Below are 25,662 nucleotides of genomic sequence, written 5' to 3'. Positions count from 1 at the left end.
GTCGGTCGACATGTGCGGCGGCGTGGGCGATCAGGGGGAGGAGTGCGGGTAATGATCGTGTCCAACAACCTGCGCACCGCCCCGCTGGGACTGACATTCTTCCAGGGCCAGCACGTCACCGAGTACTCGCTGCTGGCCGCGGCCGGGGTGAAGCGCTTCGTCAGCGGCATGGTGGGCGGGATCTCGCAGCGGTAGGGCCTCGCGCATCCCGGCGCGAGGCCCGCGCGGCGCTACGAGGCGTCGACGCTGCAGCTCCACGTCACCCCAAACCGGTCCGTCAGCATCCCGAACCCGGCGCTCCACGCCGAGGCAGCGAGCGGTTCGATAATGGTGGCATCCATCGCCAGGGTGTCCCAGTAGCTCTGCAGCTCCTCGAGGGTGGGGGTGCTGATGGAGACGAACAGCGCCTGGTCGGTCACCGTCGTGATGTTTTCACGGCGCGTCGCCCCACAGCCGGCGATGCCGCCTTCGGTGCGGCCGGGGATGTCGTAGCCCATGACGCGGAAGCCGTTCTCGCCGGCAACCAGGCCGAAGACGACCTTGTCGGAGCCGGGGATCTCGGCCGGCATGCCGAAGTCGGCGTAGGTGTTGACGACGAGGTGGCCGCCGAAGACGGACTGGTAGAACTCGAGCGCCTGACGGGCATCGCCGCGGAAGTTCAGGTGGGTGGTGGTCTGCACGGGCATGTCTGCTCCTCGATAAATCGGCCGGGATCGGCTCGTGAGATCACGTTCTCACCCGTATAGGTCGGTTTCTGTCCTAGACCGCGAGTACCGTCGGATGCATGGCTACGACGTCGCGATTGCTCACCCTGCTGTCGCTCCTGCAGGCGCGGCGGGACTGGCCGGGGTCGGTGCTGGCCTCGCGGCTGGACGTCAGTGATCGCACGGTGCGGCGCGACATCGATCGCCTGCGTGAGATGGGCTACCGGATCGAGACGACGATGGGCCCCGACGGGGGATACCGCCTCGACGCGGGAGCGGAGATGCCGCCGCTGCTTTTCGACGACGATCAGGCGCTCGCGGTCGCGATCGCTCTGAGCGCGGCTCCCGCGTTGGGGGCGGACATCGGCGAGGCGGCGGTGCGCGCTCTCGCCACGATGCGGCAGGTGCTGCCGTCGCGGCTGCGGCATCGACTGGATGCGGTCGAGGTGACTACGGTGGGCCGTGCCGGGGAAGCGCCGATTGCTGCCGTGCCGCTTGAGGTATTGCTCACGCTCGCACAGACGGTGCGCGACCGAGTGGCGCTGCGCTTCGACTACCTGCCGCGGGGCGGGGGTGAGGCCCAGCCCCGGCGGGTTGAGCCGCACCACCTCGTGGCATCCCACGGCCGGTGGTACCTGCTCGGGTGGGACCTCGAGCGCGAGGACTGGCGGCTCTTCTCGGCGGATCGCGTGCGACCCCGGGTGCCGCACGGTGCTCCCTTCGTGCCGCGGGTCGTGCCGGGCGGGGACGTCGACGCGTTCGTATCCGCGCGGTTCAAGGGATCGGACACGAACGAGTGGCTCTGCCGCGGGACCGTGCTGTTGCACGCACCAGCGCGGGACGTGCTGCCGTTCGCTGGCGACGGCACGGTGACCGCTCTCGATGATGAGCGCTGCACCCTCGAGGTCGGTTCGTGGTCGTGGGGTGCGCTCGCCGCGTCGTTCGGGCGGTTCGAGGTGGCGATGGAGGTCGTCGGGCCGCCGGAGCTGGCGGAGGCCTTCGCGGTGCAGGCCGCGCGCTTCGCGGCGGCGGGCTCTTCCGCGGGGAAGTCCCGGCGAGGAAGCTAGCGGCATGACCCAGCCCCTCCGCTACGCCATCAACGTCACCCTCGACGGCTGCGTCCACCACGAGGCGGGCCTGCCGCCGGACGCCGAGTCCATGGCGTTCTGGACCGACGAGCTGCGCCGCTCCGACACCCTCCTCTACGGCCGTGTCACCTACGAGCTGATGGAGAGCGCGTGGCGCCGGCCGGAGTCGGGAGAGTGGCCGGACTGGATGGATGCCAGTGAGGTGGCGTTCTCGGAAGTGATGGATCCGATGCGGAAGGTCGTGGCATCCGGGACTCTCGACAGCGTCGACTGGAACGCCGAACTGGTCCGGGGCGATGTCGTCCAGGCCGTTCGGCGGCATAAGAACGAACCGGGGCGAGGGATTTCGGCCGGTGGGGTGAGGCTGCCGGCGACCCTCGCGGCGCACGGGCTCATCGATGAGTACACGTTCGTCGTTCATCCGGTGATTGCGGGGCGGGGGCCTCGGCTGCTCGACGGCGTCGACCTGAAGCTCGAGCTGATCGAGCGGCGAGAGTTTCGGTCAGGCGCGATCGTGCAGCGGTTCCGGCCAGCGGAGCAAGATTGAGCATCGACGAGAGGAGCGGGTTCGGATGCGATGGGTGAGCTTCACTGACCGTTATGGGGCGCAGCAACACGATGACATCACGCTCGACCGCCTCGCTGGACTGCTGGCGACGATCGCCGTCTATGACGGGGACGACGAGCACCGGAGCATCTCGGTGTCGGACTCGGACGCGTGGAATCTCGAGTTCTATCCGCATCGGGTGCTCTTCGAGAACAGCGAGGTTGGCGGTGAAGAAGTCGGGAGTCTGCGGGGGCTGAGCGAGAAGGAACGCCTCGACATTGCCGACGAGTTCATACGGGGCGATTTCGCGGCGTTGCGGGCGCGGCCGTGGGGCAGCTGAGAGAAGCGGAAGACCGCTATGAACAAGAAACGTTCGCAGTCACGGGGCGATCAGGGAAGAACAAGATCCGCGTCGTTGTGGACAACAAGACCGGCAACATCATCACCGTGACGAAGGGCTGAAATGAGAGTCACCTACGACGCCGAAGCGAACGCCGCGTACATCACGATCGCCGACGAAATTCCTGCGGGAGCGGCGACGCAGCAGCTGCATTCCATCGCGACACCGGGGGGCCTCGGCGAGATCATCCTCGACTTCGACGATGACAACCGCCTGATCGGTCTCGAAGTACTTAACGCTCGCCTCGTCCTCCCCGAGAACGTGATCAAAGCCGCCAAGGACCCCGCCTAGCTGCAGCACCCAGGCCGGTGACGTTGCGGGAGCGGTATCTCGTCAGCGGGGTACCGCTCTCGCACGCATCGGCTGCATCGCCGTGGGGTCCACGTCTATCGTCGTTCCGTGAAGAGAGTGTGGATCGTCTACAGGGGCGACGTCGAGGTGGAGATCCTCGGCGTCTTCCTGGATCAAGACGAGGCGACGAGGTACGCGCAGACCGTTGCTGAGACGCGGTACGAGGGGGAACGGATCTGGACCGGCGGCTACCCCGTGCCGTACCGCATCACCGACGACCTCCCGCGTTGAGCAGCCGGAGATTGCGCGGCCGTGGGGCAGCCGAGGGACACGGCGGGGCGAGCGCGTGAGTCAGCGCGCGGGCCGGAAGCGGCGAATCGTGCCCAACTGCCCCAGATCGAAGCGGCGCAGCACCGCGACCGCGCCCTGAGACACGAGAAGGTCCGCTTCGCCTTCGAGATGTGAGAAGTCGTCGACGCCGAAGGTCCCCGTCACGTCGAAACAGACAAGCTCAGGAAGCTGCTTGCCCTCGAACGCCCCCAGCTCCTGCATCTGCGGGTCGAACGACAGGCTGAATTCACGCTCGCGTAAGCCTCGGAGCGGACGCAGCTGTTCGGCGAGCGGGGGCGTTGCGAAGTAAATCCCGTACGTCGTGGTGAAGTCCGGGATGGGCAGCTCGTAGAGCGTCAGGTCGATGCGGCGGTATGGCTTACGGCCCTGCCGCAGAGAAGCCGGGTCGTGGTCGAGCTCGACATCGTCGCCGAAGCCGAAGGGCACTTCGAGCGAAACGGCGTAAGAGCGCGGGCCGAAAAGACGCATCACGGTCTCACCCGACCACCGGATTTAGCGCGTCGGCCGCGGATCCCCATGCGGTCAGGCTAACGGAGAGGCGTTCGCGGTGGACATGCGAACGGGGCGGCGTCACTTTCGCGACGTCGCCCCGTTGGCATCCGAAATTTAGGCCTGCAGGAACGGGTAGTCCGTGTACCCGTGCTCGTCGCCGCCGTAGACGGAGGCCTGGTCGACCTCGTTCTCGGAGGCGCCCTGCTCCCAACGCGTCACGAGGTCGGGGTTGGCGATGGCGGGGCGGCCGACGGCGACCAGGTCGGCGATGTCGTCCTCGACGACCGAGACGGCCTCGTCGCGCGTTGTGACGCTCGAGAAGCCGCTGTTGACGATGAAGGTGCCGCCGAAGGTGCGGCGGAGGTCCTGGATGAGGTCGCCGGCGGGGTCGGCGTGCAGCACGCTCAGGTACGCGAGGCCCAGGGGAGCGAGGCCCGACACGAGCGCCTCGTAGGTGGCGCGGGTCTCGGCATCGTCGGTCTCCCAGACGTCCTGGATGTTGTGCGCCGGCGAGATGCGGATGCCGACGCGCGTGGCGCCGACCTCGGCCACGACGGCCTGCGCGACCTCGATGACGAAGCGGGCGCGGGCCTCGGGCGACCCGCCGTAGGCGTCGGTGCGCTGGTTCGAGGCGGGGGAGAGGAACTCGTGCAGCAGGTAGCCGTTCGCGGAGTGCAGCTCGACGCCGTCGAAGCCGGCATCCACGGCCTTGCGGGCAGCGGCGACGAACTCGTCGCGTACGGTGTCGAGCTCGGCGGTCTCGAGCGCGTGCGGGGTGGCGTAGGCGACCTTGGTGCCGTCGGCGAGACGCGTCTCCCCGTCGATCGCGATCGCCGAAGGGGCGACGATACGGTCGGTGCCGGTGATGTCGGGGTGCGTGACGCGTCCGCCGTTCATGAGCTGCATGAAGACGGTGCCGCCCTCGGCGTGCACGGCGTCGGCGACCTTGGCCCAGCCCGCGGCCTGAGCGTCGGTCACGATGCCCGGCTGACCCGGGTACGCGCGCGACTCGTCGCTCGGGAAGACACCCTCGGTGACCAGCAGGCCGATTCCGGCGCGCTGCGCGTAGTACTTCGCGACGATCGGACCGGGAACGCCGTCGGCACCGGAGCGCAGGCGGGTCATCGGGGCGAGCGAGACGCGGTTACGGACGCCGATTTCTCCGACGGTGGTGGGGCTGAACAGGCTCATGGGTGTCCTTTCGAGGGGGAACAGGGCCGTGCCTGCTAACCCGCGGTGCGCAGCGGGTATTCCACATGCGAAGGGGGACGGCGTGTCGGGCGGCGGTCTTGTGTTCTGCCGAGTCACTTCGACAGGATCGGGGCATGAACACGACGACCCCGAAGAAGCGATGATGGCGCGCGCTCCGTGGAACCGTCCCGGTGAATCAGCGGCCACCCGGCGGCTCCGCATCGCGATGTTCTTCAGCGCGGTCGTGCTCGTCGTGGCCGTCGTCGCGATCCTCGTGTACTTCGTCGTGCGGTCGGCGGGGATCGCGGGGCTCTGACGCCCGAGCGAGGCCGAGCAAGCCCCCGCGCGTCCGTGGGCGCCGCCCTAAGATGGGGCTCCACCACCCACCGGAGGACCCCGCGATGACCGAGAACCCCCTCGCCCACCGGCTCGACTACGACCTCGATGCTCTCGACGACGGCGCGCTGGCGGCATCCCCTCTCGATCTCTTCCGACGGTGGCTGGCCGAGGCGGTCGATCAGCCCGAGCCGAACGCGATGGTCGTCTCGACGGTGGATGCCACGGGCGCACCGACCTCGCGCACGGTTCTGCTGCGCGGCATCGACGATGACGGAGCGCTCGTCTTCTTCACCAACCGGCAGTCGCGGAAGGGCCGCGCGCTCGCCGGGAACCCGGCGGTGTCGATCCTCTTTCCCTGGTACGCGCTGCAACGCCAGGTGATCGTTCTCGGGACGGCGACGCCTCTGCCCGCCGAGCGCGATGACGCGTACTTCGCGTCGCGGCCGCGCGGCTCGCAGCTGTCGGCGTGGGCGAGCCACCAGTCGGAGTCCGTGGCATCCCGAACAGCTCTTGAAGAGCAGATGGCCGAGGTCACCGCCCGGTTCGCCGACGACGCGGTCGTGCCGCGGCCTCCGCACTGGGGCGGGTACCGCGTCGAGGCGCGCGAGATCGAGTTCTGGCAGGGGCGGCGGTCACGGTTGCACGATCGGGTCGTGTTCACGCGGGACGGCGACGGGTGGGTGGGGCAGCGGCGGCAGCCGTGATCAGAGCAATCCGACGCCAACCCTGATCATCAGGAGGGCCGTGACGGTCACGACGATGGATGCCGCCACTCCCGCCCCCAGGACCGGCCACGGGTTGCGGCGCCACCTCAGCGGGGAGAGGACAGCCAACGCCGTCGTGACGACCCAGATCGCAATGAGCGAGGGCTGGACCACCGCGAGCGCGATGTCGACGAGCCCGATGTTGCACGCGCGTTCCGAACCGCACCCGGCAACGGCGAGGCCGTTCAGCTGGACCAAGAACCACGCGGGAACCGAGAGGAGCAAGTGGAGTGCGCAGCCGGGGAGGATCGCGAGAGCGTTACTGAAGCGGCGTCGCCCATCGAGTCTGCTCTCCACCCCCGCACGCTACCGCGGCTCGTCCGCCGATGAGCGGGCGAGTCCCTGGTGAACGGCTGCCGCACAAGGGGGAGCGCTGAAAACAGCACAAGCTGTTCGTGGCCGTAGATTCGATCCATCCCGCAACCGCGGGTCGTTCGTGAATCACCGGGGGACAGCCACACCATGGCGAAGAAGAACGCCGATACACCCGACCTCGATCAGAAGGCCTTCGTCGAGGCGAGTTCCGAGGCGAAGTCGCGCTACGGCCGCTTCAACCTCGCGATCGTCGGCGCCTCGGGTGTGGGCAAGTCCTCCCTCGTCAACGCAGTGTTCGGGCGCGACTGGGCGAAGGTCGGGCGCGGGCTGCCGGTCACCCGCGGCGTGCACTTCTACAGCGACGACTCGCTCGGCATCTGGGACGTCGAGGGCTTCGAGATCGGATCGCCCGTCCCGCCGGATCAGCAGCTGCGGAACCACCTCGACGCGATCGCCTCCCACCCGGGCGACCACCAGATCTCGGTCGTCTGGTACTGCGTGAAAGCCAACGACGACCGGCTCACCCCGGCCGACATCGCCATGATCCGCGAGCTCGACGCGCGGGGGCTCCCGGTGATCCTCGTGCTGACGAAGGTCGACTGGATCCGCAACCCGATCACCGGCCACCAGAGCGTCGCGAAAGACGTCGAGGCGTTCGTCGACTGGCTCAACAACCCGGTCGACCCGAACACCGGCGAACGGCTGCGGATCCCCTATCGCCAGGTCATCCTGACCTCGACCCGCGACAAGCACGGGAAGGGGAAGGGGCACGGCCTCGGTGACCTTGTCACGCAGACCCTCGAACTCGCCCCCGAGCGCGACAAGGACGCCTTTCGCATCGCGCAGCGCCTCAACCTCCCGTGGAAGCGCGAGATGGCGCGCCCGATCATCGCGGCGGCGGCAGCGGCCGCGGCGGGAGCGGCGACCGTTCCGCTTCCTGTCTCGGATGCTGTCACTCTGGCGCCGATCCAGCTCACGATGATGGGACGCATCGCCGCGATCTACGACCTCGAGGTCAAGACGATGCTCTCGGCCGGAGCGCTCGCGCAGTTCGGCGTGCAGGTCGCGGGCCGCGCGCTCGCGACGAGCTTCCTCAAGCTCATCCCCGGCGCCGGCATCGTCGTGAACGCCGCGGTGGCGGGAGCGTTGACCGCGGCGACCGGCGAGAGCTGGCTGAAGATCTGCGAACTGCTGCACACCGGCAAGATCGACGTGCGAAAGCTCGATCAGGAGTGGGCGAAGTACGCGCCCAACTTCATGGACGTCGGGAAGAAGCTGCTCGAGCGCCGCGTCACGAAGCGCTGAGCCACACCCGCTGCACGCGCCAGTCCGCGTCCCACGCGACCAGGTCGGCGCGCATCCCGGGCTCGAGCAGCCCGCGCGAGGAGTCGCCCAGCGCCGCAGCGGGCACCGCGGTCGCCGCCCCCACGGCATCCGAGGCGCTCAGCCCGAGATCGACGACGGCCGTGCGCACGGCACGATCGAGCGTCAGCGTGGACCCCGCGATCGTGACGCCGTCGTCGAGCAGCGCGCGGCCGTCCGTGACCTGCACGTCGAGCTCGCCCAGTCGGTACGCGCCATCGGCGTGGGCGGCGGCGGCCATGGCATCCGTGATCAAAGCCACCCGCTGCGGCGCCGCGGTCAACAGCAGGCGTGCGACCGACGGATGCACGTGCACGCCATCGAGGATCAGCTCGAGCGTCACGTGTTCGTCTTCGAGCGCGGCGGGCACGGGGCCGGGATGCCGATGGCCCATGGCGGGCATGGCGTTCAGCGCGTGCGTGAGCAGGGTGGCTCCTCTGTCGATCGCCTCGCGCGTGAGGGCGTAGTCGGCCTCGGTGTGGCCGATCGCGACGCGGATGCCGCGGGCGACGAGCTCCGTGATCGCGTCGAGCGCCCCGGGAAGCTCGGGGGCGAGGGTGATCTGGCGGATGAGGCCGGGCTCGGCATCCCGCACCAGTTCGAGGAAGTGGGCATCGGGCACGGCGAGCGCGCCGGGGTCGTGCGCTCCGCGTCGGGCGGGCGACAGGCAGGGGCCCTCGAGGTGGACGCCCAGAATCCCGGGGTCGGACCGGCGCGCGACCTCGACGGAGGAGAGCTGCCTACGCAGAACGCCGAGCGGAGATGACACCAGGCTCACCAGGGTCGCCGTCGTGCCGCGGCGGCGGTGTGCGGCGACGCCGGCGGTGATGGCATCCGCTCCGTCATCGAAGGCGTGCCCGCCACCCCCGTGCACGTGCAGGTCGATCAGGCCGGGGGTGAGGATCGCCCCGCCCAGGTCGAGGTGCTCGGCCGCGTACGGAGCAGCCCCCGTGCCCACCTCGGCGATCAGGCCACCGCTCACCCGCACCCAGGCGTCGGGCCGGTCGCGCCGCGCGTCGACCACCCGGGCGCCGGTGAGCAGCAAGTCGGTGGTCATGCCGTGGCGATCTCGCGGTGGTCCCAGGCGAAGCGGTAGTAGTCGCGGTGCTCGAGCTGCGAGGCGGCGGGCTCGTCGACGATGACCACGGCCCGACGGTGCAGCTGGATCGCGGATGCCGGACACGACGAGGTCAGCGGACCCTCGACCGCCGCAGCGACCGCGGGGGCCTTCGACTCGCCGAACGCGAGCAGCACGAGCACTCCCGCGTCGAGGATCGTGCCGATGCCCTGGGTCAGGCAGTGCGTGGGCACGTCGTCGATGCTGTCGAAGAACCGCGCGTTGTCGGCCCGGGTCGCGGGGGTCAGGGCCTTGAGACGCGTGCGCGACGCGAGCGAAGAGCCCGGCTCGTTGAACCCGATGTGCCCGGTGCGGCCGATGCCGAGAATCTGCAGGTCGATCCCGCCCGCCGCGGCGATCGCGGTCTCGTAGCGCTCGCCGGCTTCGGCCAGCGGACCGTCGTCGTCGCCCGGCACCCGCACGAGAGCGGGGTCGAGTCCGAGGGGTGCGACGATGTCGCGGTCGACCACGGCGCGATAGCTCTCGGGGTGCCCGGCGGGAAGGCCCACGTACTCGTCGAGGGCGAAACCGCGCACGGCCGAGAGGTCGAGCGAGCGCTCGGCCAGCGCCGCCCACACCGGCAGGGGTGTCGATCCGGTGGCGAGTCCCAGCGTCGGATCGCTGCGACGACCCAGCGCGGCGACGATCAGGTCGGCGGCGATATGGCCGGCATCCGCCTGGTCTTTCACGATGGCGATCTCGGTCACGCGCGGGCCTCCAAGACGGGGGTGGTCGGCTCAGCCAGGATGACAGGCGCGACCCACGAACGCACGACCTCGGGTCGCTGCGCCGCCTCGAACGCCAGCATCGCGGCCCCGATGCGACCCGCGTGCGTGCCGAGGGCCGCCGTCGTGAGGCGCGGAGCCTCTCGCCAGGCGAGCGCTGCGGCCAGACACTCGCGAAGGGGCTCGATGAACGCGTCACCGGCCTGCGCGACGCCACCGCCCAGCACGATCACCTCGGGGTCGACGAGCAGCGTGAGGGTCGCGAGACCGGTGGCCAGGGCGTCGAGCCCCTCGGACCAGACGCGTGCGGCCACGGGATCCGTGTCGATGCGGGCGATGACGGCCGCGGCATCCGGAGCCTCTTCGTCGGCCGCCGGGGCGCTCGCCGCGTACCGACGGGCCAGCCCCGCGCCCGAGAAATACACCTCGAGGCAGCCGCGCTGCCCGCACGCGCAGAGCTCTCCGCCCGGCACGACCGGGATGTGCCCCAGTTCTCCGGCTCCCGAGATGGCTCCCTCGACGGCGCGGCCGTCGGAGGTGAAGGATGCCGCGACCCCGGTGCCGATCGCGGCGAAGACGACGTTGCGCGAGCCGGCGGCGGCACCGTACGCGCGTTCCGCCGCACCGGCCGCTCGCACGTCGTGGTCGACGGCGACGGGAAGGCCGGTGGCATCCGACAGGAGCCGGGCGAGGGGGACGTCGGTCCACCCGAGCGTCGAGGCGTAGCGGACGGTGCCGGTGGCGCTGTCGATGAGGCCGGGGCTGACGACACCCGCCCCCACGACCGAGCGGCCCAGGCTCTCGGCTCCCGCGATGAGATCGTTGAGGAGCTCCGCGATGCGCGTGACCGTCTCGGCTCCCGAGCCGCCGGTCGCGATGCGGGAGCTTCGCAGCACGTGCCCGTCGATGTCGACGAGCGCACCCTTGGCCGAGGTGCCGCCGATGTCGACCGCGATCACGGCCGGATGCGACGCGAGGGTGTTCGCGGATACGGCGAGGACCGTCTCGCGGATCGCGGACTCGTCGGTGACGAGGTGCCCCCGGCCGGATTCGACCTGGGCGCGCAGGTGCACCTCGCGGGCGCCCGTGCGGTCGAGCAGCGCCGCCACGTTGTGGGCCCGCACCGAACCGCCGACGAGCACCGATGGCATCCGGGTGTCCTCCGATCGCGCGCGCAGTGCGGCGAGCACGTCGGCACCCTCGCGCGCCGTGGCTTTCCCACCCGAGGTGAGCACGCGGACGACGCCGTGGTGCGCGAGGGTGTCGTAGGCGTCGAAGAGGTCGGCGGTGTCGTCGAAGGCCTTGTGGAAGGTGATCGGCACCTCTCCCGCGGCCGCGCGGATCGCGTCGAGCGCCTGTTCGTCGACGTGTCCGTCGGCGGTGAGTGCGCCGAAGACGATGCCCACGGGCACCTCGCTGGTGCGAGCGAGGGCGGCGATGGCGCGCGCGTCGGCCTGCATCACGCGCAGCTCGTCGTCGGAGTACACGAAGTCACCGCCGCGCGAGCGGACCATGATCTGCACGCCCACGCGCCGCACCGAGGCGATGACCGACTCGATCATCCCGAGGCTGGGAGTGGTGCCGCCCTCGAGCAGGTCGGCGCAGAGTTCGACGCGGTCGGCGCCCGCGCGCTCGGCGGCGAGCACGCCCGCGAGATCGTCGACGCAGATCTCGACGAGCGCGCGAGCGTCGGCGGGGGGCTTTTCGGCGAGGGATGCCGTGCCTGCGGCGGTCGTCACGGTGCGGTGTCCGCGGTGGGGGCGGTGTCGAGCCACGTGCGCACGTCTGCGCCGACCTCGATCGAGCCGACGGGAACGCCGCCGCCGAGGATCGGCAGATCGATCAGGTCGCCGGCGTTCGAGATGTCGGCACCGAGCGCCTCGAGCACCGAGAGGGCGACGAGCGTCGTCGCGCGCGGGTTGCCGTCGAGGATCTTCATCGATACCGACGCCCCGTCGGCCGTGGCCATGCCGATGACGCCCTCGGCGCCGCCCTTCGACAGCAGGCCCGGAACCCGCAGCATGGCGTCGGTGTTGGCGTGGTGGTCGCCGCCGACGAAACGGGGGTACGACCGCATGGCATCCGCCACCTTCCGCTCCGGCGTGCCGGGGGCGGCCGTCACGAGCGCACGGAAGATGCGCGCGATGCCGAGGGGAGAGACGCTGAAGAGGGGAGCCCCGCACCCGTCGACCGCGTCGTACGCGACCGTCTCGCCCGAGAGGCGCTCGAGCGTCGACCGCACGAGCTGCTGCAGGGGGTGCGAGGGATCGAGGTAGGTCGCGGTGTCCCACCCGTTGACCGCGCAGGCGAGCAGCATCGCGGCGTGCTTGCCCGAGCAGTTCATGCGCACGCGCGAGCGCTGCTCGCCGTCGCGGATGAGGCGTTCGCGCGTGGGCTCGTCTTCGGGCCAATCGACCGGGCAGGCGAGGGCGCCCTCGTCGAGGCCGGCGCGGGTCAGCAGGTCGCGGACGACGTCGACGTGCACGTCTTCGCCGGTGTGGCTGCCCGCGGCGATGGCGAGATCGGCACCGTCGATGTCGGCGCCGGCGAGCAGGCACGCGAGCGCCTGCACGGGCTTGACCGTCGAGCGGGGCAGGATCTGCTCACCGCTGCCGGTCTGCCAGGCCACCGTTCCGTCGGCGGCCAGCGCGGCGATTGAACCGAGGTGACGGCTCTCGACGACACCCGAGCGGATGACGACGGCGAGGTCGGCCAGCGGGGAGGGGACGGGGGGAAGGGGCGTCATGGGTGGTTCTTTCGATGCGGAGGCGGGTCAGCGGTCGACGGGGGCGTTCGGCGTGGTGAGGCCCGCGGGGGCGACCTCGGCGGGCGTCGCGAGACTGCGGCGACCGGGGCGCTTCTGCAGGCGCGCGGCGAGGCCCGAGAGGCCGCCGTTGAGCGCGAGGAAGATCACGGTCACGACGACGAAGGTCTGAATGAGCAGGCCGTTGAAGCTCGAGAGCACTTGGCCGCGGTAGAGCAGCTCGGTGAACGCGACGATGTAGCCGAGCGAGGTGTCTTTCAGCAGGCTGACGAGCTGCACGACGAGCGACGGAGCGACGAAGCGCAGAGCCTGCGGAAGGACCACCTTGCGGTCGACCTGCCAGCGCGTCATGCCGAGGCTCAGGCCCGCCTCGGTCTGTCCGCGGGGGAGGGCGAGGACGCCCGCGCGGATGATCTCGGCGAAAGCTGCGGCATTGGCGATCGTGAGCGGGATGACGAGCTTCCACAGCACGGGGAAGTTCAGCCCGAGCTGGGGAAGACCGAAGAGCATGAGGTAGATCAGCAGCAGCACGGGGACCGTGCGGGCGATCTCGATGTAGGCGGTGCAGAGCCAGCTGATCCAGCGGACGCGGCTGAGGCGACCGAGGGCGAGGAGGAGGCCGAGCACGAAACCGAACACGGCGGTCAGGGCCGCGGCCTGCAGCGTCCCGAGCAGGCCGACGCCGAGGTACTCCCAGATCGCGATGTCGAGGAACGGCAGCCAGCGGTCGCTGTCGAGCTGACCCTTCGACGCGAACTGCGCGAGGGCGAGAGCGATGAGGCCCAGGATGACGACGGCGCTGACGATCGACCAGATGAGGATGCGGCGGCGGGTGCGGGGCCCCGGCTCGTCGTAGAGCGAAAGGGGGGAGGTCATCGGCGGATCCTCAACTTCTTCTCGAGGCGGCCGGCGGTGAGGCCGATCGCCAACGCGAGCACCATGTAGACGAGCCCCGCCGCGGTGAAGATCAGGATGGGCTGAGCCTCGACGAGGTTGAGCTTGTTGGCCGCGCTCGTCAGCTCGACGACGCCCACCGCCGCGGCCAGGGCGGTGTTCATGGTGAGAGCGATCATGACGTTGCCGATCGGCTGGATCGCGGCCCGCAGCGACTGCGGGATGACGAGCACGCGCAGCGTCTGCCCGAGCGAGAAGCCCAGCGCACGGCTGGCCTCGATCTCGCCCCGGCTCACGGTGTTCACGCCGCTTCGCACGGCCTCGGCGACGTACGCGGCTTCGTAGAGCGTGAGCACGATGATGGCCGTCGGGGTCAGGGGCAGCAGGAATCCGGCATCCGGCAGCGCGAACACCGCCAAGACGAGCAGCACCAGAAGCGGCACGTTGACGAAGAACTGCACGTAGGCGAACGCGGCCCAGCGCAGCACCGGCACCGGGCTGATGCGCGCGGCGGTGACGAGCGTGCCCAGCACGATCGACCCGATGCCGGCCGACACGGCGAGCAGGATCGTCGTTCCGAGCGCTTGCGCGATCGGCCCGGCGCTCGAGGCGAAGAAGTCCATGGGGTCCTCAGAAGAGCGGGAGGGGAAGAGGGAGACCGGCGCCCGTCATGTGCGGAACGGGCGCCGGTCGGTCAGGGGATCAGGAGCCGGGGACGCTGCCGATCGCGGGGGGAGTCGGCGCGCTCGACTCGACGGCCGAGCCCAGGGTGGCGTCCCAGATCTTGGCCCACGAGCCGTCGTCCTGGATCTTCTTCAGCCACTCGTTGATGAAGGACTTGAACTGCGAGTCGTCCTTCTTCAGGCCGATGCCGTACGCCTCGCTGGTGAAGGGCTGGCCGACGACCTTGATGCTCTTGTCGTCGATGGCGTGGCTCGCCAGCAGGGTGAAGTCCTGCACGTACGCGTCGCCGCGGCCCTGGGCCAGAGCCTGGAGGGCCTGCGGGTCGGTGGCGAAACTCACGATGGTCGCTGTGGGCTGCTTCTCGGGCACGGCCGTGACGGCGGGGGTGTTCGCTCCGACGATGACGGTCTTGCCGCCCAGGTCGTCGATGCCGTTGATGTCGGTGTTGTCGCTGCGGACGGCGACGGCCAGACCCGACTCGAGGTACGGACCGGCGAAGTCGACCTGCTCGGCGCGCTTCTCGGTGATCGTGTACGTGTTGAAGACGACGTCGACGGTGCCGTTGGCGAGGAGGGCCTCACGCGTCTCGGATGCCGGCGGGACGATCTCGACGTTGGGCTCGCCCAGGATGTAGATGGCCAGCATCTTCGCGAGGTCGGCGTCGAAGCCCTGGACGTCTTCGGGGTTGGTGGGGTCCTGCTGCGACAGCAGGGGAGCGTCGAGGGCCTCCGCGACGATGAGCTTGCCGCGCGCCTTGATCTTGGCCATCGTCGAGTCCGGGATGAGGGCCGCGGCGTCGGCGACGGGGGCGTTGGCGTAGACCTCTTCGAGGCTGCTGGCCTTGGCCGAGGCGCTGGGGTCGGACCCGGGGACGGCCGCGGTGCCGGACGAGCACGCGGCGAGAGACGCGACCGTGGCCGCGGACGCCAAGAGGACGAGGCCTCGGCGAAGGATCGAGCGAGAGGAGATCACGGGTACTGCCTTTCGGTTGCTGGTGCGTGCGGCGCGAGCCGCGTCGGGGGCGGGGAGGATGTCAGTGGGCGAGGATCTTCGACAGGAACGCCCGCGCACGGTCGCTCTCGGCATGGGTGAAGAAGCGCTCGGGGGTGGTGTCTTCGACGATGCGGCCGTCGTCCATGAAGATCACGCGGTCGGCGGCACGGCGGGCGAACCCCATCTCGTGCGTGACGACGACCATCGTCATCCCCTCTTCGGCGAGCGAGGTGATCACATCGAGCACCTCGCTGACCATCTCGGGGTCGAGGGCCGAGGTCGGCTCGTCGAAGAGCATGAGCTTGGGCTTCATCGCGAGAGCGCGGGCGATCGCCGCGCGCTGCTGCTGACCGCCGCTGAGCTCGCCGGGGAAGCGATCAGCCTTGTCGGCGATGCCCACGCGGTCGAGCAGGGCGAGACCCTCTTCGCGCGCCTTCTTCAGCGGCACCTTCGACACGATGCGCGGGGCGAGAGCGACGTTGTCGAGCACCGTGCGGTGCGCGAAGAGGTTGAACGACTGGAAGACCATGCCCACCTCGGCGCGTAGGTCGGCGAGGCCGCGACCCTCGCTCGGCAGGGGGACGCCGTCGATCGTGATGCTGCCCGACGTGATGGTCTCGAGACGGTTGAGGCACCGGCAGAGGGTCGACTTGCCCGAGCCCGACGGGCCGACGATCACAACGACCTCGCCGCGCGCGACATCGAGGTCGATGTCTTTGAGCACGTGGTGGTCGCCGAAGTGCTTCTGCACCTGGCGGACCGCGACGAGCGGGGCGGAGGGGGATGCGGGCGTCGACACGGGCGTGGATCCTTCCCGCGGACTCGCCGCGATGTCGGTACAGCCGACGCGGACATGATTTCCGCGTCGTTGGTGAAATCAAACTAACGAGGCCATGTTACAGAGATAATTCGAGACAGATACTCCAAGTTTGGACTAAGCTGGGGGTGTGCAGCCTCACCACGTCGACTTGCCGTCCTTCAGCTCGCAGACCCTCGCGGTGCTGACGCCGCTGCGCACGGGCGCCGCACGATCGCGCGCCGAGCTCGCCGCGCACACGGGCCTTTCGCCCTCGACCGTGACCGCGCGCGTCGACCCCCTGATCGCGGCCGGCGTCATCGTCGAAGACGGCACCGACGATTCGCGAGGCGGTCGCAGGCCTCGCCGTCTCACCATTCGCGGCGACCTCGGTACGGTGGCGAGCGTCGACCTCGGCGTCGAGCGCAGCACGATCGGGCTGGTCGACTACGCCGGCACCTCCCTCGCCCACCGGCACCTCGTGCTGGATCTGGCGGAGGGCCCGGATGCCGTGCTCCGCCGCGTCGCGAGAGAACTCGACGCGCTGGCCGAGGCGAACGGCGGCCCGACGGTGACGGGTGCGGCGATCGCGCTGCCGGGGCCGGTGTCGGCGGAGACCGGTCGTCTCGTCGCCCCCTCGCGCATGCCCGGGTGGCACGACGTCGACGTCGCCCTTCTTCTCTCCGACATCCTCGGAGTGCCGGCCCTCGCGAGCAACGACGCCAACTGCATGGCCGTCGGTGAACTCGTCGGGGGCGACCCTGACGCCCGCAATCAGGTGTTCATCAAGGCCGGGTCGGGCATCGGGTCGGGCGTCGTCGCCGGGGGTCAGCTCTACACGGGTCGCAGCGGTGCCGCCGGTGACATCAGCCACGTCACCGTGCCCGGAGCGACCCCCGTGCCCTGCTCGTGCGGGCGCGTCGGCTGCCTGGACGCGGTGGCGAGCGGTTCGGCTCTCACCCGCGCGGCCCAGGAGGCCGGCCGTGACGTCTCCGACGTCGAGACCGTGATCGACCTGGCGCGCAACGGCGACGCTCTCGCCACCGGCCTTCTGCGCGAGGCGGGCAGCATGACCGGTGGTGTGCTCGCCACGATCGTCAACTTCTTCACCCCCGACCGGCTCGTCGTCGGCGGCTCGCTCAGTGCGTCAGACGTCTTCATCGCCGCGATCAAGTCGAAGCTGTGGGCGGATTGCCTGCCGATGGCGACGGAGAACCTCGAGGTGGCCGTGCCTCGCCACCCGCGCACGGGCGGCATCCTCGGAGCTGCGCGCCTGTTCTTGGATGCCGTCTTCGGGCCCGAGGCTGCGCGCATCGCGCTGCGGACGTCTGCTCGCTCGTAGTCCGCGGGGCGGGGCTGCTGTCGTCACCCTGAGCCATCGGCTCCGCGGGGTGGTGCGCTTGATGGGGGAGACCGGGTGGAGCGAGTCATCCCCACGAACGCTCGCCCCGCCCGGGCGACCCCGGTCACCTGGGGGCGGGTGACCTCAGAGCAACGGTCACGGGTCGCAGGTTTACGGTACACCCCTGTCGTTTTAAGGCAGTTTTAGTCCGTTTCTTTCCCATTGAGTTGAGGCGTGGCAACAGTCACCGCGAGCACTCGGGTGAAACACTTTGCCCGTCAATTGCGAGCTGGGGAGCCAGGTCATCAAACTATCTGCGTGGGCAAGTTCATCTACGAGGAGCAGGCGCGGATCGACGTCGATGACCGGCTGCTCGCTCATCTTCAGATCGTGATCGGCAACAAACTTCGTCGCGGGGAGCCCTTCTACTTCTCGTGGAAAGAAGATCAGTCTCTCGGCGGCGGACGATCGGCCGTGTGGGTGCACCCGGGCGCGACGCTCGTGTTCAAGTTCGGCGGCAGCAAAGCCCCGGTCATCAATCGCACGTGGCTCGAGGAGCTGATGTACACGGCGAGCAGCCCCGCGGGCCTGCGCATCGTGCCGGAGCCCCAGGAAGAGGCCCCGGATCCCGCCGGACTAACGAGCTGACGACGCCGACTGATCGCCTTCTCCCTCCAGGCGCGAAACTGACCGGTTGTGCCCTCTAAAAGGTCCGCACTGCGAACCGGGTGGAGGCCGCGTCGAAGCGTGCGCGCTCGTCGGCCAGACGCTGTTGGAACTCATCGGATGCCGTCGGTCCGAACCCCACGTTCTCTCGGTGCGCGGTGATGCCCTCGAATGCGGCATCCGCGAACGCGTCGACGTCGGCACCGTGAGACTGGCCGGGTCCAGCGAGCCCCGTCGCTACCGCGGGCGGGATCAACTCCGTGACGCGCACGGAGGTCGACGCGAGGGAGTGCCGGAGAGTCATGGTGTAGCTGTGCAGGGCTGCTTTCGCGGCGCTGTATGTGGGGGCGAACGGCTGCGGGATGAATGCGCCACCCGACGTCACATTCACGATCTGGGCTCCCTCCGGTCGTTCCAGCAAGAGTGGAGTGAGCAAGGTTGTCAGGTGGATGGGGGCTCCCAAGAGGATGTCTATCTCCGCCTGCCTCTCCGACCACGGGGAATCGTCATCGGCGATTCCGATCCGCCGCTGAATCCCCGCGTTGTTGATCAGCACGTCGAGACTCGGGTGATCGGTCGCGATCGACTCTGCGAGTTCCTCGCGATCAGACGGGCGCGAAAGGTCGCCCGCGAAGGTCACGGCGCCGGGAAGCTCGACCCGTAAACGGTCGAGGCGCGTGGCGGAGCGGCCGGTGATCATGACGTTGTATCCTCGCCGGTGGTACCGCCGGGCGAGCGCGAGGCCGATGCCGGCGGAGCCGCCGGTGATGAGAACTGTGTGGTTTGTTGACATGACAACATGGTGGAACGGAATGTGTTTACACGTCAACACCTGAGCCGATATCCTTGTGTCATGCCAGACACCTTCACCGTCGACGAGGGCGAAAGGTGGACCGCCTGGAAGCGAGCCGCAGGGGCAGTCATGGCGGGTGTCGGGGAGTCCATCGCAGACTCCGCCGGGATCTCGGCATCGGACTTCTCCGTGCTCACGCGCCTCGTCGAAGAGGGGGGCGGTTCGCTGCGCCAGCAGCATCTCGCCGACCAACTCGACTGGGAGCGTAGCCGTCTTTCTCGTCATCTGAGTCGGATGGAAGGCCGCGGACTCATCACTCGGCGACAGAACGGTCCCGAGCGCTGGATCGCAGCCACCGAGGATGGCCGAGCAATCGTCGTCGAGGCTCGCCGCGCTCACGCCACCGCCGTGCGACGGCTGCTCTTCGACCGGATCCCCCCTGGCGAGCGTGAGATGTTCTGGAGCGCCGTGTCACGCATCGCCGACGGCGGCTGAGCACGTGCACGAGCTCACGGATCGGTAACACCGGTGGTCCGTTGTCCGTGTGTCGCGAGGTGGCCGTGCCTCGCCGCCCGTGCACGGGGCATGCTGGGTGTGACGTGGGTCGACGGATGCCCGGGCCGATCAGGCGGACGATCGCGGTCCACGGGTCAGTAGTTCGCCACGCTGTAGTCAGATCGCCAGTTCTGGTAGGTGTAATCGAGCGTGTACAGCAGTTCGCCGTCCCATACGCAAGACGAACCGGATGCTCGGGTCGAGTAGGGGCAGGTCGTCGGGGACCAGACCTGTTGGACGTCGTCCGGTGTCCACTGCCACAATCGGCTACCGGTCGACTCCGTCGTCAAGGCGAAGGTATAGGTTCCTCCGACTGCGACCGCCGTCACCGAGGTGTCCCGCAGGGTGTTGTCGAACTCGAGCCACAGCCATCCGTTCGCGTCGCTGCCTCGTCGCAGCATCCGACCATCACCCAGGCGGGCTTCTACCTGCGCATAGTGGTTCACGGCCACCTGCGTGATTCGCGAACCTGACGTCAGATCGGGTTTCGGTACCTGGATGGGATCCCCGGGCCATGCGTGTCCGTCAACCTTCACATTTCCCCAGGCCCACAAGGTGCCGTTCTGCTCCAGAACGAATGAGGCTCCGAAGGAGGTCGGCGTGACCTGCGTAATCGGGGATGCGTTCGGGATCGTGACACGGTAGGGCGTCGGCTGGTCCACGTTGCTGTGATTGCCGACTGCTCCGTCCCGGTTCCACCCCCATGACCACACGTAACCGTCTAGGCCAATCGCCATGGCTCGCGACCCCTGCAGCGCCAGGGAGGTCACTCGCAAGTCGCGAACGAGGGTGGGTACGGTCCGGCCGGCGAAGGAACCATTCCCGAGCTGGCCCTGGGCGTTATACCCCCAGAGCCACATCGTTCCGTAGGTATCGACTACCCCCATCGTGCTCGTGTACCCCGAGACGTGTGCGAGAGAACGAATGTCAACTCCGTCAGGGAACATCACGCGCTGGGGCAGTAACTGGTTCTGCGTGGTTCCGATCCCCAGTTGACCGTCGGCGTTGTAGCCCCATGTCCACACGGTGCCGTCATCGAGCAGGGTGGCTGACCACATGTTCCCTGCGGCTATCTGCTTGGCCGTTCTCCCTGCAGGGAGGATCACCTTGACGGGAGAGGAGGAGTTTGCGGTGGAGTTGTTTCCAAGCGCACCTTGACCCCCCGAACCCCATGCCCAGATGGCACCGTTCTCGTCGATAGCGAGCGTGTGCTGCTGGCCGGCGGCGACGGACACGTATCGCACACTCGACGGCCTCGGATCCGAATCGGTGTACGACCGACCTGTGCCGGAATAGATATCGCGCGCGGCGTAAGACCCGACGTGCCTGGTCACGCGGTACGTCACTCCCGTGGTGACGCGATTGTCCGCTGCCCAGGTCTGACCGTATACATCGGCCCATGAAAGCCGGTGGCCCGCCGTGCTGGACCAGTCGTCGCGGAAGTTTGCCGGAGCCTCGAGAGTTGCTGCCGTGAGCGAGTTACCCGTCACAGCCTTCCCCGCGGTGAAATACGCCGCCGTGGCCTGGGGCGAGGCCGCGCCCAGGGCGAGAGCCACGATGGCCGCGATGGCCGACAAGCGCACCACCCCTCGGAGCATGGCTTTTCGTACGGGCGGCATAACTCCCCCTCCTTGAACGTGGCGCGCGCAACGTCGCCACTCATGTGTCATATTCGAACCGTTTCAGTCCGTTTCAAACCTAAACGTACCGTACGGTGGGCATGAGATATCGAAGGACTGGCTCAGCCTGCTTCGCACCGCGACACGCTAGGCGGCAAGCAGGCGGCCACGATGGATTCCACCCGCCGACCAGCTGCGCGCGCCCGGGGTGGTCTCAACGCCGACGCGCGGCTGCAGCGACGCTCGCCGCTGAGGGAGAAGGCGGTCCTGCGGGTTCGGAGTGGACCAGGGCTCAGAACAGTTCGCGTCTGTGGTGCGCGCCGCCCGATGTTCGACGACAACCGCTCACCTCAGGGCGCCTCCGCAGGTCTGTCGCTCAGCCCTTCGGAACCTCGATCTTCACCGGCTCACCCCACGCGGTGAACTGCTGCATCGTGGTGGTTTCGATGCCGCCGAACGCGCCCGTCTGTTGAATGGCCACGACGCGGTGGCCTTGGCCCAGCCATACCGTCATGTCTGTCACCTCGACCCCGAATGCCGAGAAGGAGCCGTCGGCGTGCACCCTCCACGCCCGCACGTCGGTACCGTCGGGCAGCGAGACGGTGTCTTGGTCGGGTTGCACGGTCCATCCGGGAGCCGCCGCGAGCAGGGCTGCGGCGGTCGAGGGGTCGGCGAAGGCGCGGTAGGCCTGACCCACCGTGGCGGCGATCACCGCGCGGTAGTCGCTGCTGGTCTTGTCGGCACGCACCCATGCGCCGTCGAAGCTGACCCACGCTTCGGTCGGCGTGAGCACGAAGTCGTGCGCGCCGTCGGAGCCAGTGAAGGATCCCGAGGTGGCCGGGGCGTCGCCGAAGAGGAAGTCGGCTTCCCCCGTGAGATCCGCCGACTGCAGGTGCAGGTGCCCGCTGCCGGCGGCCCGCGAGAATGCGATCACGCAGGCGGAGAGAGCCTCGCCCGTGATCTTCGCGTCGGCGATGAGGTCGACGTCGTCGCACTCTCTCGGCGACGACTCGGCTGTCACGCCGGTGGGTGTCTTCGACCCGATCGCGGTCGGCGTGGCGGAGGCAGCCCCGGGGGCGGCCGTCGGTGCGCAGGCACTGAGCAGCACGAGGGCGGCCGTGGCGAGAGCGAGCCCCAGGACCTTCGTCGGCGTTCGTCGCATGGCATCCACTCTAGGAACAGGCGGGAGGGGCCGCGACGGCTCCGCGCATGAACGCCAGGAGCCACTGCCGCGGGGGCAGTGGCTCCTGGATCTGTTGGATTGCGGCGGTCAGCTCGACCGTCGTGTCGTGCGGTATCGGTGAACGAGGGTCACCACGATTCCGGCGGCGAGGATGCCGAGTGCCCAGCCGAGTGGGGCGAGGGGTGCGGATCCCGTGGTGGCGAGCTGGCTCGAGGTGGACGCGGGGCTCGAGCTGGCGGGAGTCCCCGTGCCGGTGCCGGTTCCTGCGCTGGCGGTGGGGGTGACCTGGACGGTGAAGGAGTTGGTGAGGTTCCCGACCTTGAAGGTGATCACGTGCGGGCTGGCGTGGTTGAACGTCACGGTGGTGAGGTTCGTGGCCGGGTCGTAGGTGATGGTGTCGGTGTCGACGCTGGAGGTGGTCACCGGTTGCACGTTTGCGCGGGTGGTGGGGTTTCCGTACTGGTCGACCGGCATCGTGTCGAACACGATCGAGTCGCCCTGGTTGGCGGTGATCGTCGTGCTGGCGGTGCCGTCAGAGGGTTCGGTGACGGTGCCGTCGGGGGCAACGGCCCAGAGGGTGGTGCTGTGGGCGTCGCCGGGGGAGACGGCGGCTTCGAGGGCGGTGGCGGTGCCGGGGGCGATGGTGAGCTTTACGTACTCGGTGGCGGTGCCGACGCTGTTGGTCGCGGTGATCTTGACCTTCCAGGTGCCGGCGCGCGTGGAGGACCCGGCGAGGATGCCGTTGGTGAAGGTGACGCCATCGGGCAGGACGGTGCTGTCGGTGTCGTCGTTTTCGATGCTGTAGGTGGGGGTGGGGGTGCCGGTTGCTTTCAGGTCGCTGAAAGAGAACGCCTCACCGGCGAAGACGCGTTTGGTGACCGGGGCATTACTGGAGGAGTCGATACTGAACGAAGGGGTCGTGGAGGTGGCCACCGTGACGGTGGTATCCGCGGTGGAGGGGCCGTAGGAGGAGTCGCCCGTGTACGAGGCGGTGATCGTGTGGGTGCCGGCGGAGAGAACCTTTGACAGCGTCGCGGTCCCGCTGGTGAGGGTGGCCGAGCCCAGCTCGGTGCTGCCGTCTTTGAAGGTCACGGTCCCGGTCGCTGCGGCGGGGGAAACGGTTGCCGTCAGCTCCGTCGGTGTTGTGTCGTTCGGATTGTCACTGACCTTCACGTCAGTTGTGGTTCCGACCTTCGGTTCGTCGTAGGTGATGACGATCTTTCCGTCACCAAGGTTGCCGTTCAGAAGACGAATATCGGTCGCCGTCGAAGTGACGAACCCCGACCCGCCACCACCCGCACCGGAGATGTCCGTCGACGGGTCGGCTCCGCCGCCGCCACCGCCGTAGTAGCCGCCACCGCCGCCAGCACCGGCCATGCCTCGGCTCAGACCGTCCGTGTTGTTCGCGCCGCCACCGCCGGCCCCGAACGAAGAGGCCCCGGAGGCGACGACCGAGCTTCCCGATGACCCGGAGCGGGCATTTCCATCGGCGCCGCCACTGCCGGGGCCGGATTCTGTCGCGCCCGTTCCTGACAGTGCGGAAGCGAAGGTCGTGGTGCTATCGCTTCCGGATGAACCGGCGCCCGTAGACCCTCCGTCACCTCCGGGTACGGAGTAGACGGTGAAGTTGTCTCCGGTTTTCACCATAGCGACGCTGGACCCGCCGCCACCGCCGGCTGCCATGAGAAGCGGCCCCGCTCCGACGAGGTAGCTGCCGCCACCGCCGCCGCCGCTGCCGTAATTGCCGTCGGTAGGCTTTTTGCCGGCTGATCCGCCTCCGCCATACCCGCCATTAGCGGGGGGCGTGTCGTGGGTGCTGACGCCGGTCTGGCCCGCACCGCCAACGGTAGCGATCAGTTCTTCGCCGGGGCTCACCGAAAGTGTCGCTGTCACGGCGCCACCGAGACCGGTCTTGCCCGACCCTATGACCTGGCTCTGCCATGTTGCGCGGCCACCCGAACCGGCAAGGACACTCGCCTCGATACTGGTGACGCCCGCGGGGACCGTCCACTCTTCGGGGGAGCCGGTGTAGCCGAATGTCACCGTGCACACACCCGAGTCGCATGAGGTGTCGGACGCTTGCGCGGTGACCGCCCCGGCGAAGGTCATCGCCGCGGTCATGACAAGGCCCACACCTCCCGCGACGACACGACGAGCGGATGTTGACGAGGGCGAGCGCATAGTGGTTCTCCTGAGTTGGCAGACGGGATGACGCACGGGGCATCAGGTACACCGAAGACCATATCTGACCCGTTTTGTTCCATATCAGTCCGTGAGGTAACAAACGGATGTCAGCGCGCCAATGCTTCCGCTCTGACGCCGAGTGCTGCCAGGCGCATCGTTCCCCATCGGCGCCAGGCCCTGCGGGTGGATCACGTCACGCATGAAGAGGCGGCGCGCACGCTGCTCCCCGAGCCGCTGACCCTGCCGGCAGAAAGGCCCCACCCGCCCCGCGCCGTGACACGCTGGATCCGAAGGAGGGATCGCCATGACCGAGCCCACACCCGCCGACCGGCTGCGCGCGGCCCTCGAGCACTCCGATGCGTCGGCGCGACTGCAGGCGGCGCTCGCCGCGGGAACTCGCCCCGACGACCGCTACATCGAGGTGCTGGTCGCACGATGCGCTGTCGAGGCCGACTTCTTCGTGCGCGACATGCTCACCTGGGCGCTCACGCGGCACGATTCCGCGCGAACGGTGGCCGCGCTGCTTCCCGAGGTCGGGTCCGACATTCCGCAGGCGCGGAGCCAGGCCCTGCACACGCTGTCGAAGATCGGCGACCCCGTCGCGTTCACGGTGATCACGCCGGTGATCCTGCGCGACAGGCACCCCGAGGTGGCGCGGGCGGCCTGGCGGACGGCATCCGGTCTCGTTCCCGACGACCAGCACGAGAGCCTCGCCGACGAGCTGTCGACCCAATTCGGCCGGGGCGATCACGACACCCAGCGGAGCCTGAGCCGCGCGTTCGCCGCGATCGGTTTCCGCGCCGAGCCGACCGTCGAACGCGCCGCGGCCTCACCGTACGACGTCGTCAGCGCGCACGCCCGGGCCACGGCGATCATCATGGACGATCCGGATGCCGACTTCGCCGCCGCCGCGGTCGAGGCTCGACGACTCGTCGTTCAGCGCGCGCTGCCGACCGAGGAATGACCGCGCGCTGTCAGCGGCGCAGGAAGGGGATGGCGAACGGCACCCGCACCGCCGTGCCGCCGGACGCGCGGACCGTGCCGACGATGACCACGATGACGTGCAGGACGCCGAGCAGCAGGTACAGCGTGATCGGAATGCCGAGGGGGAAGAATCCCGACACCGGGCCGTCGGCGGTGAGGCTGAACAGCAGCACGAAGTGCAGGACGAGAAGGATCGTCGACAGGACCAGGTAGGTCAGCCCCCAGTTGAGGGCTGACCGGGCGTTCTCCCGAGCGACGCCGCCCGCGCGCCGCGCGCCGCCGCCCGTGACCGCCATGCAGACGCCCGAGACGACCGCGCCCAAGAAGGGGATGGGCATCAGGACGAGAAAACCCATGGCCCAGGGCAGGATGCCGCGCGGAGGCGCAGCCGCGATCGGCGCGGGCGAGAGCCCGGTCGGCGGGACGTTCGGGGGGAGGGACGACATGTTCCCATTCTGGTGCCGCCGTCCCGTCGTCGCGCGCGGAGACTCCGCGTCGTGCTTCACCGGTCACGGGTGG

At 69.0% G+C, this 25,662-nt stretch carries 30 protein-coding genes; 13 read left to right on the top strand and 17 right to left on the bottom strand.

Annotation, left to right across the window (positions count from 1 at the left end; all coding sequences use genetic code 11):
* Window positions 1-51 precede the first annotated feature (51 nt).
* Window positions 52-195, top strand: coding sequence for a hypothetical protein (locus J2X55_RS02145; RefSeq protein WP_309821679.1), 144 nt, complete (start codon window positions 52-54; stop codon window positions 193-195).
* Between the two features lie 35 nt (window positions 196-230).
* Here the strand turns inward: J2X55_RS02145 and J2X55_RS02140 are convergent, their stop codons facing one another.
* Window positions 231-686 carry a VOC family protein gene (locus J2X55_RS02140; protein WP_309821678.1) on the bottom strand — a complete coding sequence of 152 codons (456 nt, stop codon included), beginning with the start codon at window positions 684-686 and terminating at the stop codon, window positions 231-233.
* A 98-nt stretch (window positions 687-784) separates the two neighbouring features.
* On the opposite strand from J2X55_RS02140, the gene J2X55_RS02135 reads away from it, so the two are divergent.
* The 5 genes from J2X55_RS02135 to J2X55_RS02115 all read left to right on the top strand — a co-directional run bounded on the left by J2X55_RS02135 (window position 785) and on the right by J2X55_RS02115 (window position 3,321).
* A complete protein-coding gene (locus tag J2X55_RS02135; RefSeq protein WP_309821677.1) occupies window positions 785-1,771 on the top strand; it encodes a WYL domain-containing protein in 987 nt (328 codons plus the stop codon).
* Window positions 1,772-1,775: 4 nt separating this feature from the next.
* Window positions 1,776-2,339 carry a dihydrofolate reductase family protein gene (locus tag J2X55_RS02130; protein ID WP_309821676.1) on the top strand — a complete coding sequence of 188 codons (564 nt, stop codon included), beginning with the start codon at window positions 1,776-1,778 and terminating at the stop codon, window positions 2,337-2,339.
* A gap of 34 nt (window positions 2,340-2,373) precedes the next feature.
* Window positions 2,374-2,679 carry a hypothetical protein gene (locus tag J2X55_RS02125; RefSeq protein WP_309821675.1) on the top strand — a complete coding sequence of 102 codons (306 nt, stop codon included), beginning with the start codon at window positions 2,374-2,376 and terminating at the stop codon, window positions 2,677-2,679.
* A 123-nt stretch (window positions 2,680-2,802) separates the two neighbouring features.
* Window positions 2,803-3,030, top strand: a complete 228-nt coding sequence (locus J2X55_RS02120; protein ID WP_309821674.1) for a DUF2283 domain-containing protein — start codon at window positions 2,803-2,805, stop codon at window positions 3,028-3,030.
* Between the two features lie 108 nt (window positions 3,031-3,138).
* On the top strand, window positions 3,139-3,321 hold the full coding sequence (locus tag J2X55_RS02115) for a hypothetical protein (protein WP_309821673.1): 183 nt from the start codon (window positions 3,139-3,141) through the stop codon (window positions 3,319-3,321).
* A gap of 60 nt (window positions 3,322-3,381) precedes the next feature.
* Here J2X55_RS02115 and J2X55_RS02110 read toward each other — a convergent pair whose 3' ends face one another.
* Both J2X55_RS02110 and J2X55_RS02105 read right to left on the bottom strand, forming a co-directional pair.
* Window positions 3,382-3,807 carry a hypothetical protein gene (locus J2X55_RS02110; RefSeq protein WP_309821672.1) on the bottom strand — a complete coding sequence of 142 codons (426 nt, stop codon included), beginning with the start codon at window positions 3,805-3,807 and terminating at the stop codon, window positions 3,382-3,384.
* A gap of 180 nt (window positions 3,808-3,987) precedes the next feature.
* The gene (locus tag J2X55_RS02105) at window positions 3,988-5,064 is read right to left on the bottom strand and encodes an alkene reductase (protein ID WP_309821671.1); all 1,077 of its coding nucleotides are present in this window, start codon (window positions 5,062-5,064) and stop codon (window positions 3,988-3,990) included.
* A gap of 163 nt (window positions 5,065-5,227) precedes the next feature.
* On the opposite strand from J2X55_RS02105, the gene J2X55_RS02100 reads away from it, so the two are divergent.
* Together J2X55_RS02100 and pdxH are read left to right on the top strand one after the other, a co-directional pair.
* The gene (locus J2X55_RS02100) at window positions 5,228-5,380 is read left to right on the top strand and encodes a hypothetical protein (RefSeq protein WP_309821670.1); all 153 of its coding nucleotides are present in this window, start codon (window positions 5,228-5,230) and stop codon (window positions 5,378-5,380) included.
* An 85-nt stretch (window positions 5,381-5,465) separates the two neighbouring features.
* On the top strand, window positions 5,466-6,107 hold the full coding sequence (gene pdxH, locus J2X55_RS02095; RefSeq protein ID WP_309821669.1) for a pyridoxamine 5'-phosphate oxidase: 642 nt from the start codon (window positions 5,466-5,468) through the stop codon (window positions 6,105-6,107).
* On the opposite strand, the gene J2X55_RS02090 is transcribed toward pdxH, so the two are convergent.
* Window positions 6,108-6,464 (bottom strand): hypothetical protein, encoded by a 357-nt coding sequence (locus J2X55_RS02090; protein WP_309821668.1) that lies wholly within the window; start codon window positions 6,462-6,464, stop codon window positions 6,108-6,110.
* Between the two features lie 165 nt (window positions 6,465-6,629).
* Between J2X55_RS02090 and J2X55_RS02085 the strand changes: the two genes are divergently transcribed.
* Entirely contained in the window at window positions 6,630-7,787 is a 1,158-nt protein-coding gene (locus tag J2X55_RS02085; protein ID WP_309821667.1) for a GTPase, read from the top strand.
* Here J2X55_RS02085 and nagA read toward each other — a convergent pair.
* The 8 genes from nagA to J2X55_RS02045 all read right to left on the bottom strand — a co-directional run bounded on the left by nagA (window position 7,774) and on the right by J2X55_RS02045 (window position 15,820).
* Window positions 7,774-8,901 carry an N-acetylglucosamine-6-phosphate deacetylase gene (gene nagA / locus J2X55_RS02080; RefSeq protein ID WP_309821666.1) on the bottom strand — a complete coding sequence of 376 codons (1,128 nt, stop codon included), beginning with the start codon at window positions 8,899-8,901 and terminating at the stop codon, window positions 7,774-7,776. The genes J2X55_RS02085 and nagA overlap by 14 nt on opposite strands.
* A complete protein-coding gene (locus J2X55_RS02075; protein ID WP_309821665.1) occupies window positions 8,898-9,668 on the bottom strand; it encodes a glucosamine-6-phosphate deaminase in 771 nt (256 codons plus the stop codon). Before J2X55_RS02075 ends, nagA begins: the two co-directional genes overlap by 4 nt.
* Window positions 9,665-11,425, bottom strand: coding sequence for a copper homeostasis protein CutC (locus J2X55_RS02070; RefSeq protein WP_309821664.1), 1,761 nt, complete (start codon window positions 11,423-11,425; stop codon window positions 9,665-9,667). The genes J2X55_RS02075 and J2X55_RS02070 overlap by 4 nt, the downstream gene beginning before the upstream one ends.
* A complete protein-coding gene (locus J2X55_RS02065) occupies window positions 11,422-12,432 on the bottom strand; it encodes an asparaginase (protein ID WP_309821663.1) in 1,011 nt (336 codons plus the stop codon). Before J2X55_RS02065 ends, J2X55_RS02070 begins: the two co-directional genes overlap by 4 nt.
* A 27-nt stretch (window positions 12,433-12,459) precedes the next feature.
* Window positions 12,460-13,326: an amino acid ABC transporter permease gene (locus tag J2X55_RS02060; protein ID WP_309821662.1), complete on the bottom strand. Its 867-nt coding sequence runs from the start codon at window positions 13,324-13,326 to the stop codon at window positions 12,460-12,462.
* Window positions 13,323-13,967 carry an amino acid ABC transporter permease gene (locus J2X55_RS02055; RefSeq protein ID WP_115916550.1) on the bottom strand — a complete coding sequence of 215 codons (645 nt, stop codon included), beginning with the start codon at window positions 13,965-13,967 and terminating at the stop codon, window positions 13,323-13,325. The genes J2X55_RS02060 and J2X55_RS02055 overlap by 4 nt, the downstream gene beginning before the upstream one ends.
* A 79-nt stretch (window positions 13,968-14,046) precedes the next feature.
* Entirely contained in the window at window positions 14,047-15,000 is a 954-nt protein-coding gene (locus tag J2X55_RS02050) for a glutamate ABC transporter substrate-binding protein (RefSeq protein ID WP_309821661.1), read from the bottom strand.
* A gap of 61 nt (window positions 15,001-15,061) precedes the next feature.
* Window positions 15,062-15,820 (bottom strand): amino acid ABC transporter ATP-binding protein, encoded by a 759-nt coding sequence (locus J2X55_RS02045; protein WP_210111583.1) that lies wholly within the window; start codon window positions 15,818-15,820, stop codon window positions 15,062-15,064.
* Window positions 15,821-15,968: 148 nt separating this feature from the next.
* Between J2X55_RS02045 and J2X55_RS02040 the strand changes: the two genes are divergently transcribed.
* Both J2X55_RS02040 and J2X55_RS02035 read left to right on the top strand, forming a co-directional pair.
* A complete protein-coding gene (locus J2X55_RS02040) occupies window positions 15,969-17,159 on the top strand; it encodes an ROK family transcriptional regulator (protein ID WP_309821660.1) in 1,191 nt (396 codons plus the stop codon).
* Window positions 17,160-17,477: 318 nt separating this feature from the next.
* Window positions 17,478-17,807 carry an ATP-dependent DNA ligase gene (locus tag J2X55_RS02035; RefSeq protein ID WP_309821659.1) on the top strand — a complete coding sequence of 110 codons (330 nt, stop codon included), beginning with the start codon at window positions 17,478-17,480 and terminating at the stop codon, window positions 17,805-17,807.
* Window positions 17,808-17,862: 55 nt separating this feature from the next.
* Here J2X55_RS02035 and J2X55_RS02030 read toward each other — a convergent pair whose 3' ends face one another.
* Entirely contained in the window at window positions 17,863-18,618 is a 756-nt protein-coding gene (locus tag J2X55_RS02030) for an SDR family NAD(P)-dependent oxidoreductase (RefSeq protein WP_309821658.1), read from the bottom strand.
* Between the two features lie 60 nt (window positions 18,619-18,678).
* Here J2X55_RS02030 and J2X55_RS02025 point away from each other — a divergent pair, with 60 nt between their 5' ends.
* Complete coding sequence (locus J2X55_RS02025) at window positions 18,679-19,113, top strand: MarR family transcriptional regulator (protein WP_309821657.1); 435 nt, start codon at window positions 18,679-18,681, stop codon at window positions 19,111-19,113.
* Between the two features lie 155 nt (window positions 19,114-19,268).
* Here J2X55_RS02025 and J2X55_RS02020 read toward each other — a convergent pair whose 3' ends face one another.
* The 3 genes from J2X55_RS02020 to J2X55_RS02010 all read right to left on the bottom strand — a co-directional run bounded on the left by J2X55_RS02020 (window position 19,269) and on the right by J2X55_RS02010 (window position 24,096).
* On the bottom strand, window positions 19,269-20,750 hold the full coding sequence (locus J2X55_RS02020; RefSeq protein WP_309821656.1) for a hypothetical protein: 1,482 nt from the start codon (window positions 20,748-20,750) through the stop codon (window positions 19,269-19,271).
* A 418-nt stretch (window positions 20,751-21,168) separates the two neighbouring features.
* Window positions 21,169-21,954 (bottom strand): hypothetical protein, encoded by a 786-nt coding sequence (locus tag J2X55_RS02015; protein ID WP_309821655.1) that lies wholly within the window; start codon window positions 21,952-21,954, stop codon window positions 21,169-21,171.
* Between the two features lie 108 nt (window positions 21,955-22,062).
* The gene (locus J2X55_RS02010; protein ID WP_309821654.1) at window positions 22,063-24,096 is read right to left on the bottom strand and encodes an Ig-like domain-containing protein; all 2,034 of its coding nucleotides are present in this window, start codon (window positions 24,094-24,096) and stop codon (window positions 22,063-22,065) included.
* A 367-nt stretch (window positions 24,097-24,463) separates the two neighbouring features.
* Between J2X55_RS02010 and J2X55_RS02005 the strand changes: the two genes are divergently transcribed.
* Window positions 24,464-25,123, top strand: a complete 660-nt coding sequence (locus tag J2X55_RS02005; protein ID WP_309821653.1) for a HEAT repeat domain-containing protein — start codon at window positions 24,464-24,466, stop codon at window positions 25,121-25,123.
* A gap of 10 nt (window positions 25,124-25,133) precedes the next feature.
* On the opposite strand, the gene J2X55_RS02000 is transcribed toward J2X55_RS02005, so the two are convergent.
* Window positions 25,134-25,589: a DUF4870 domain-containing protein gene (locus tag J2X55_RS02000; protein ID WP_115916571.1), complete on the bottom strand. Its 456-nt coding sequence runs from the start codon at window positions 25,587-25,589 to the stop codon at window positions 25,134-25,136.
* Window positions 25,590-25,662: the final 73 nt, after the last annotated feature.

It is taken from the genome of Microbacterium sp. 1154 (assembly GCF_031455375.1).
In the GTDB taxonomy this organism is placed as follows: Bacteria; Actinomycetota; Actinomycetes; order Actinomycetales; family Microbacteriaceae; genus Microbacterium.
Note: the sequence above shows the minus strand (reverse complement) of the source record. Positions and strands in the feature narration are given on the sequence as shown.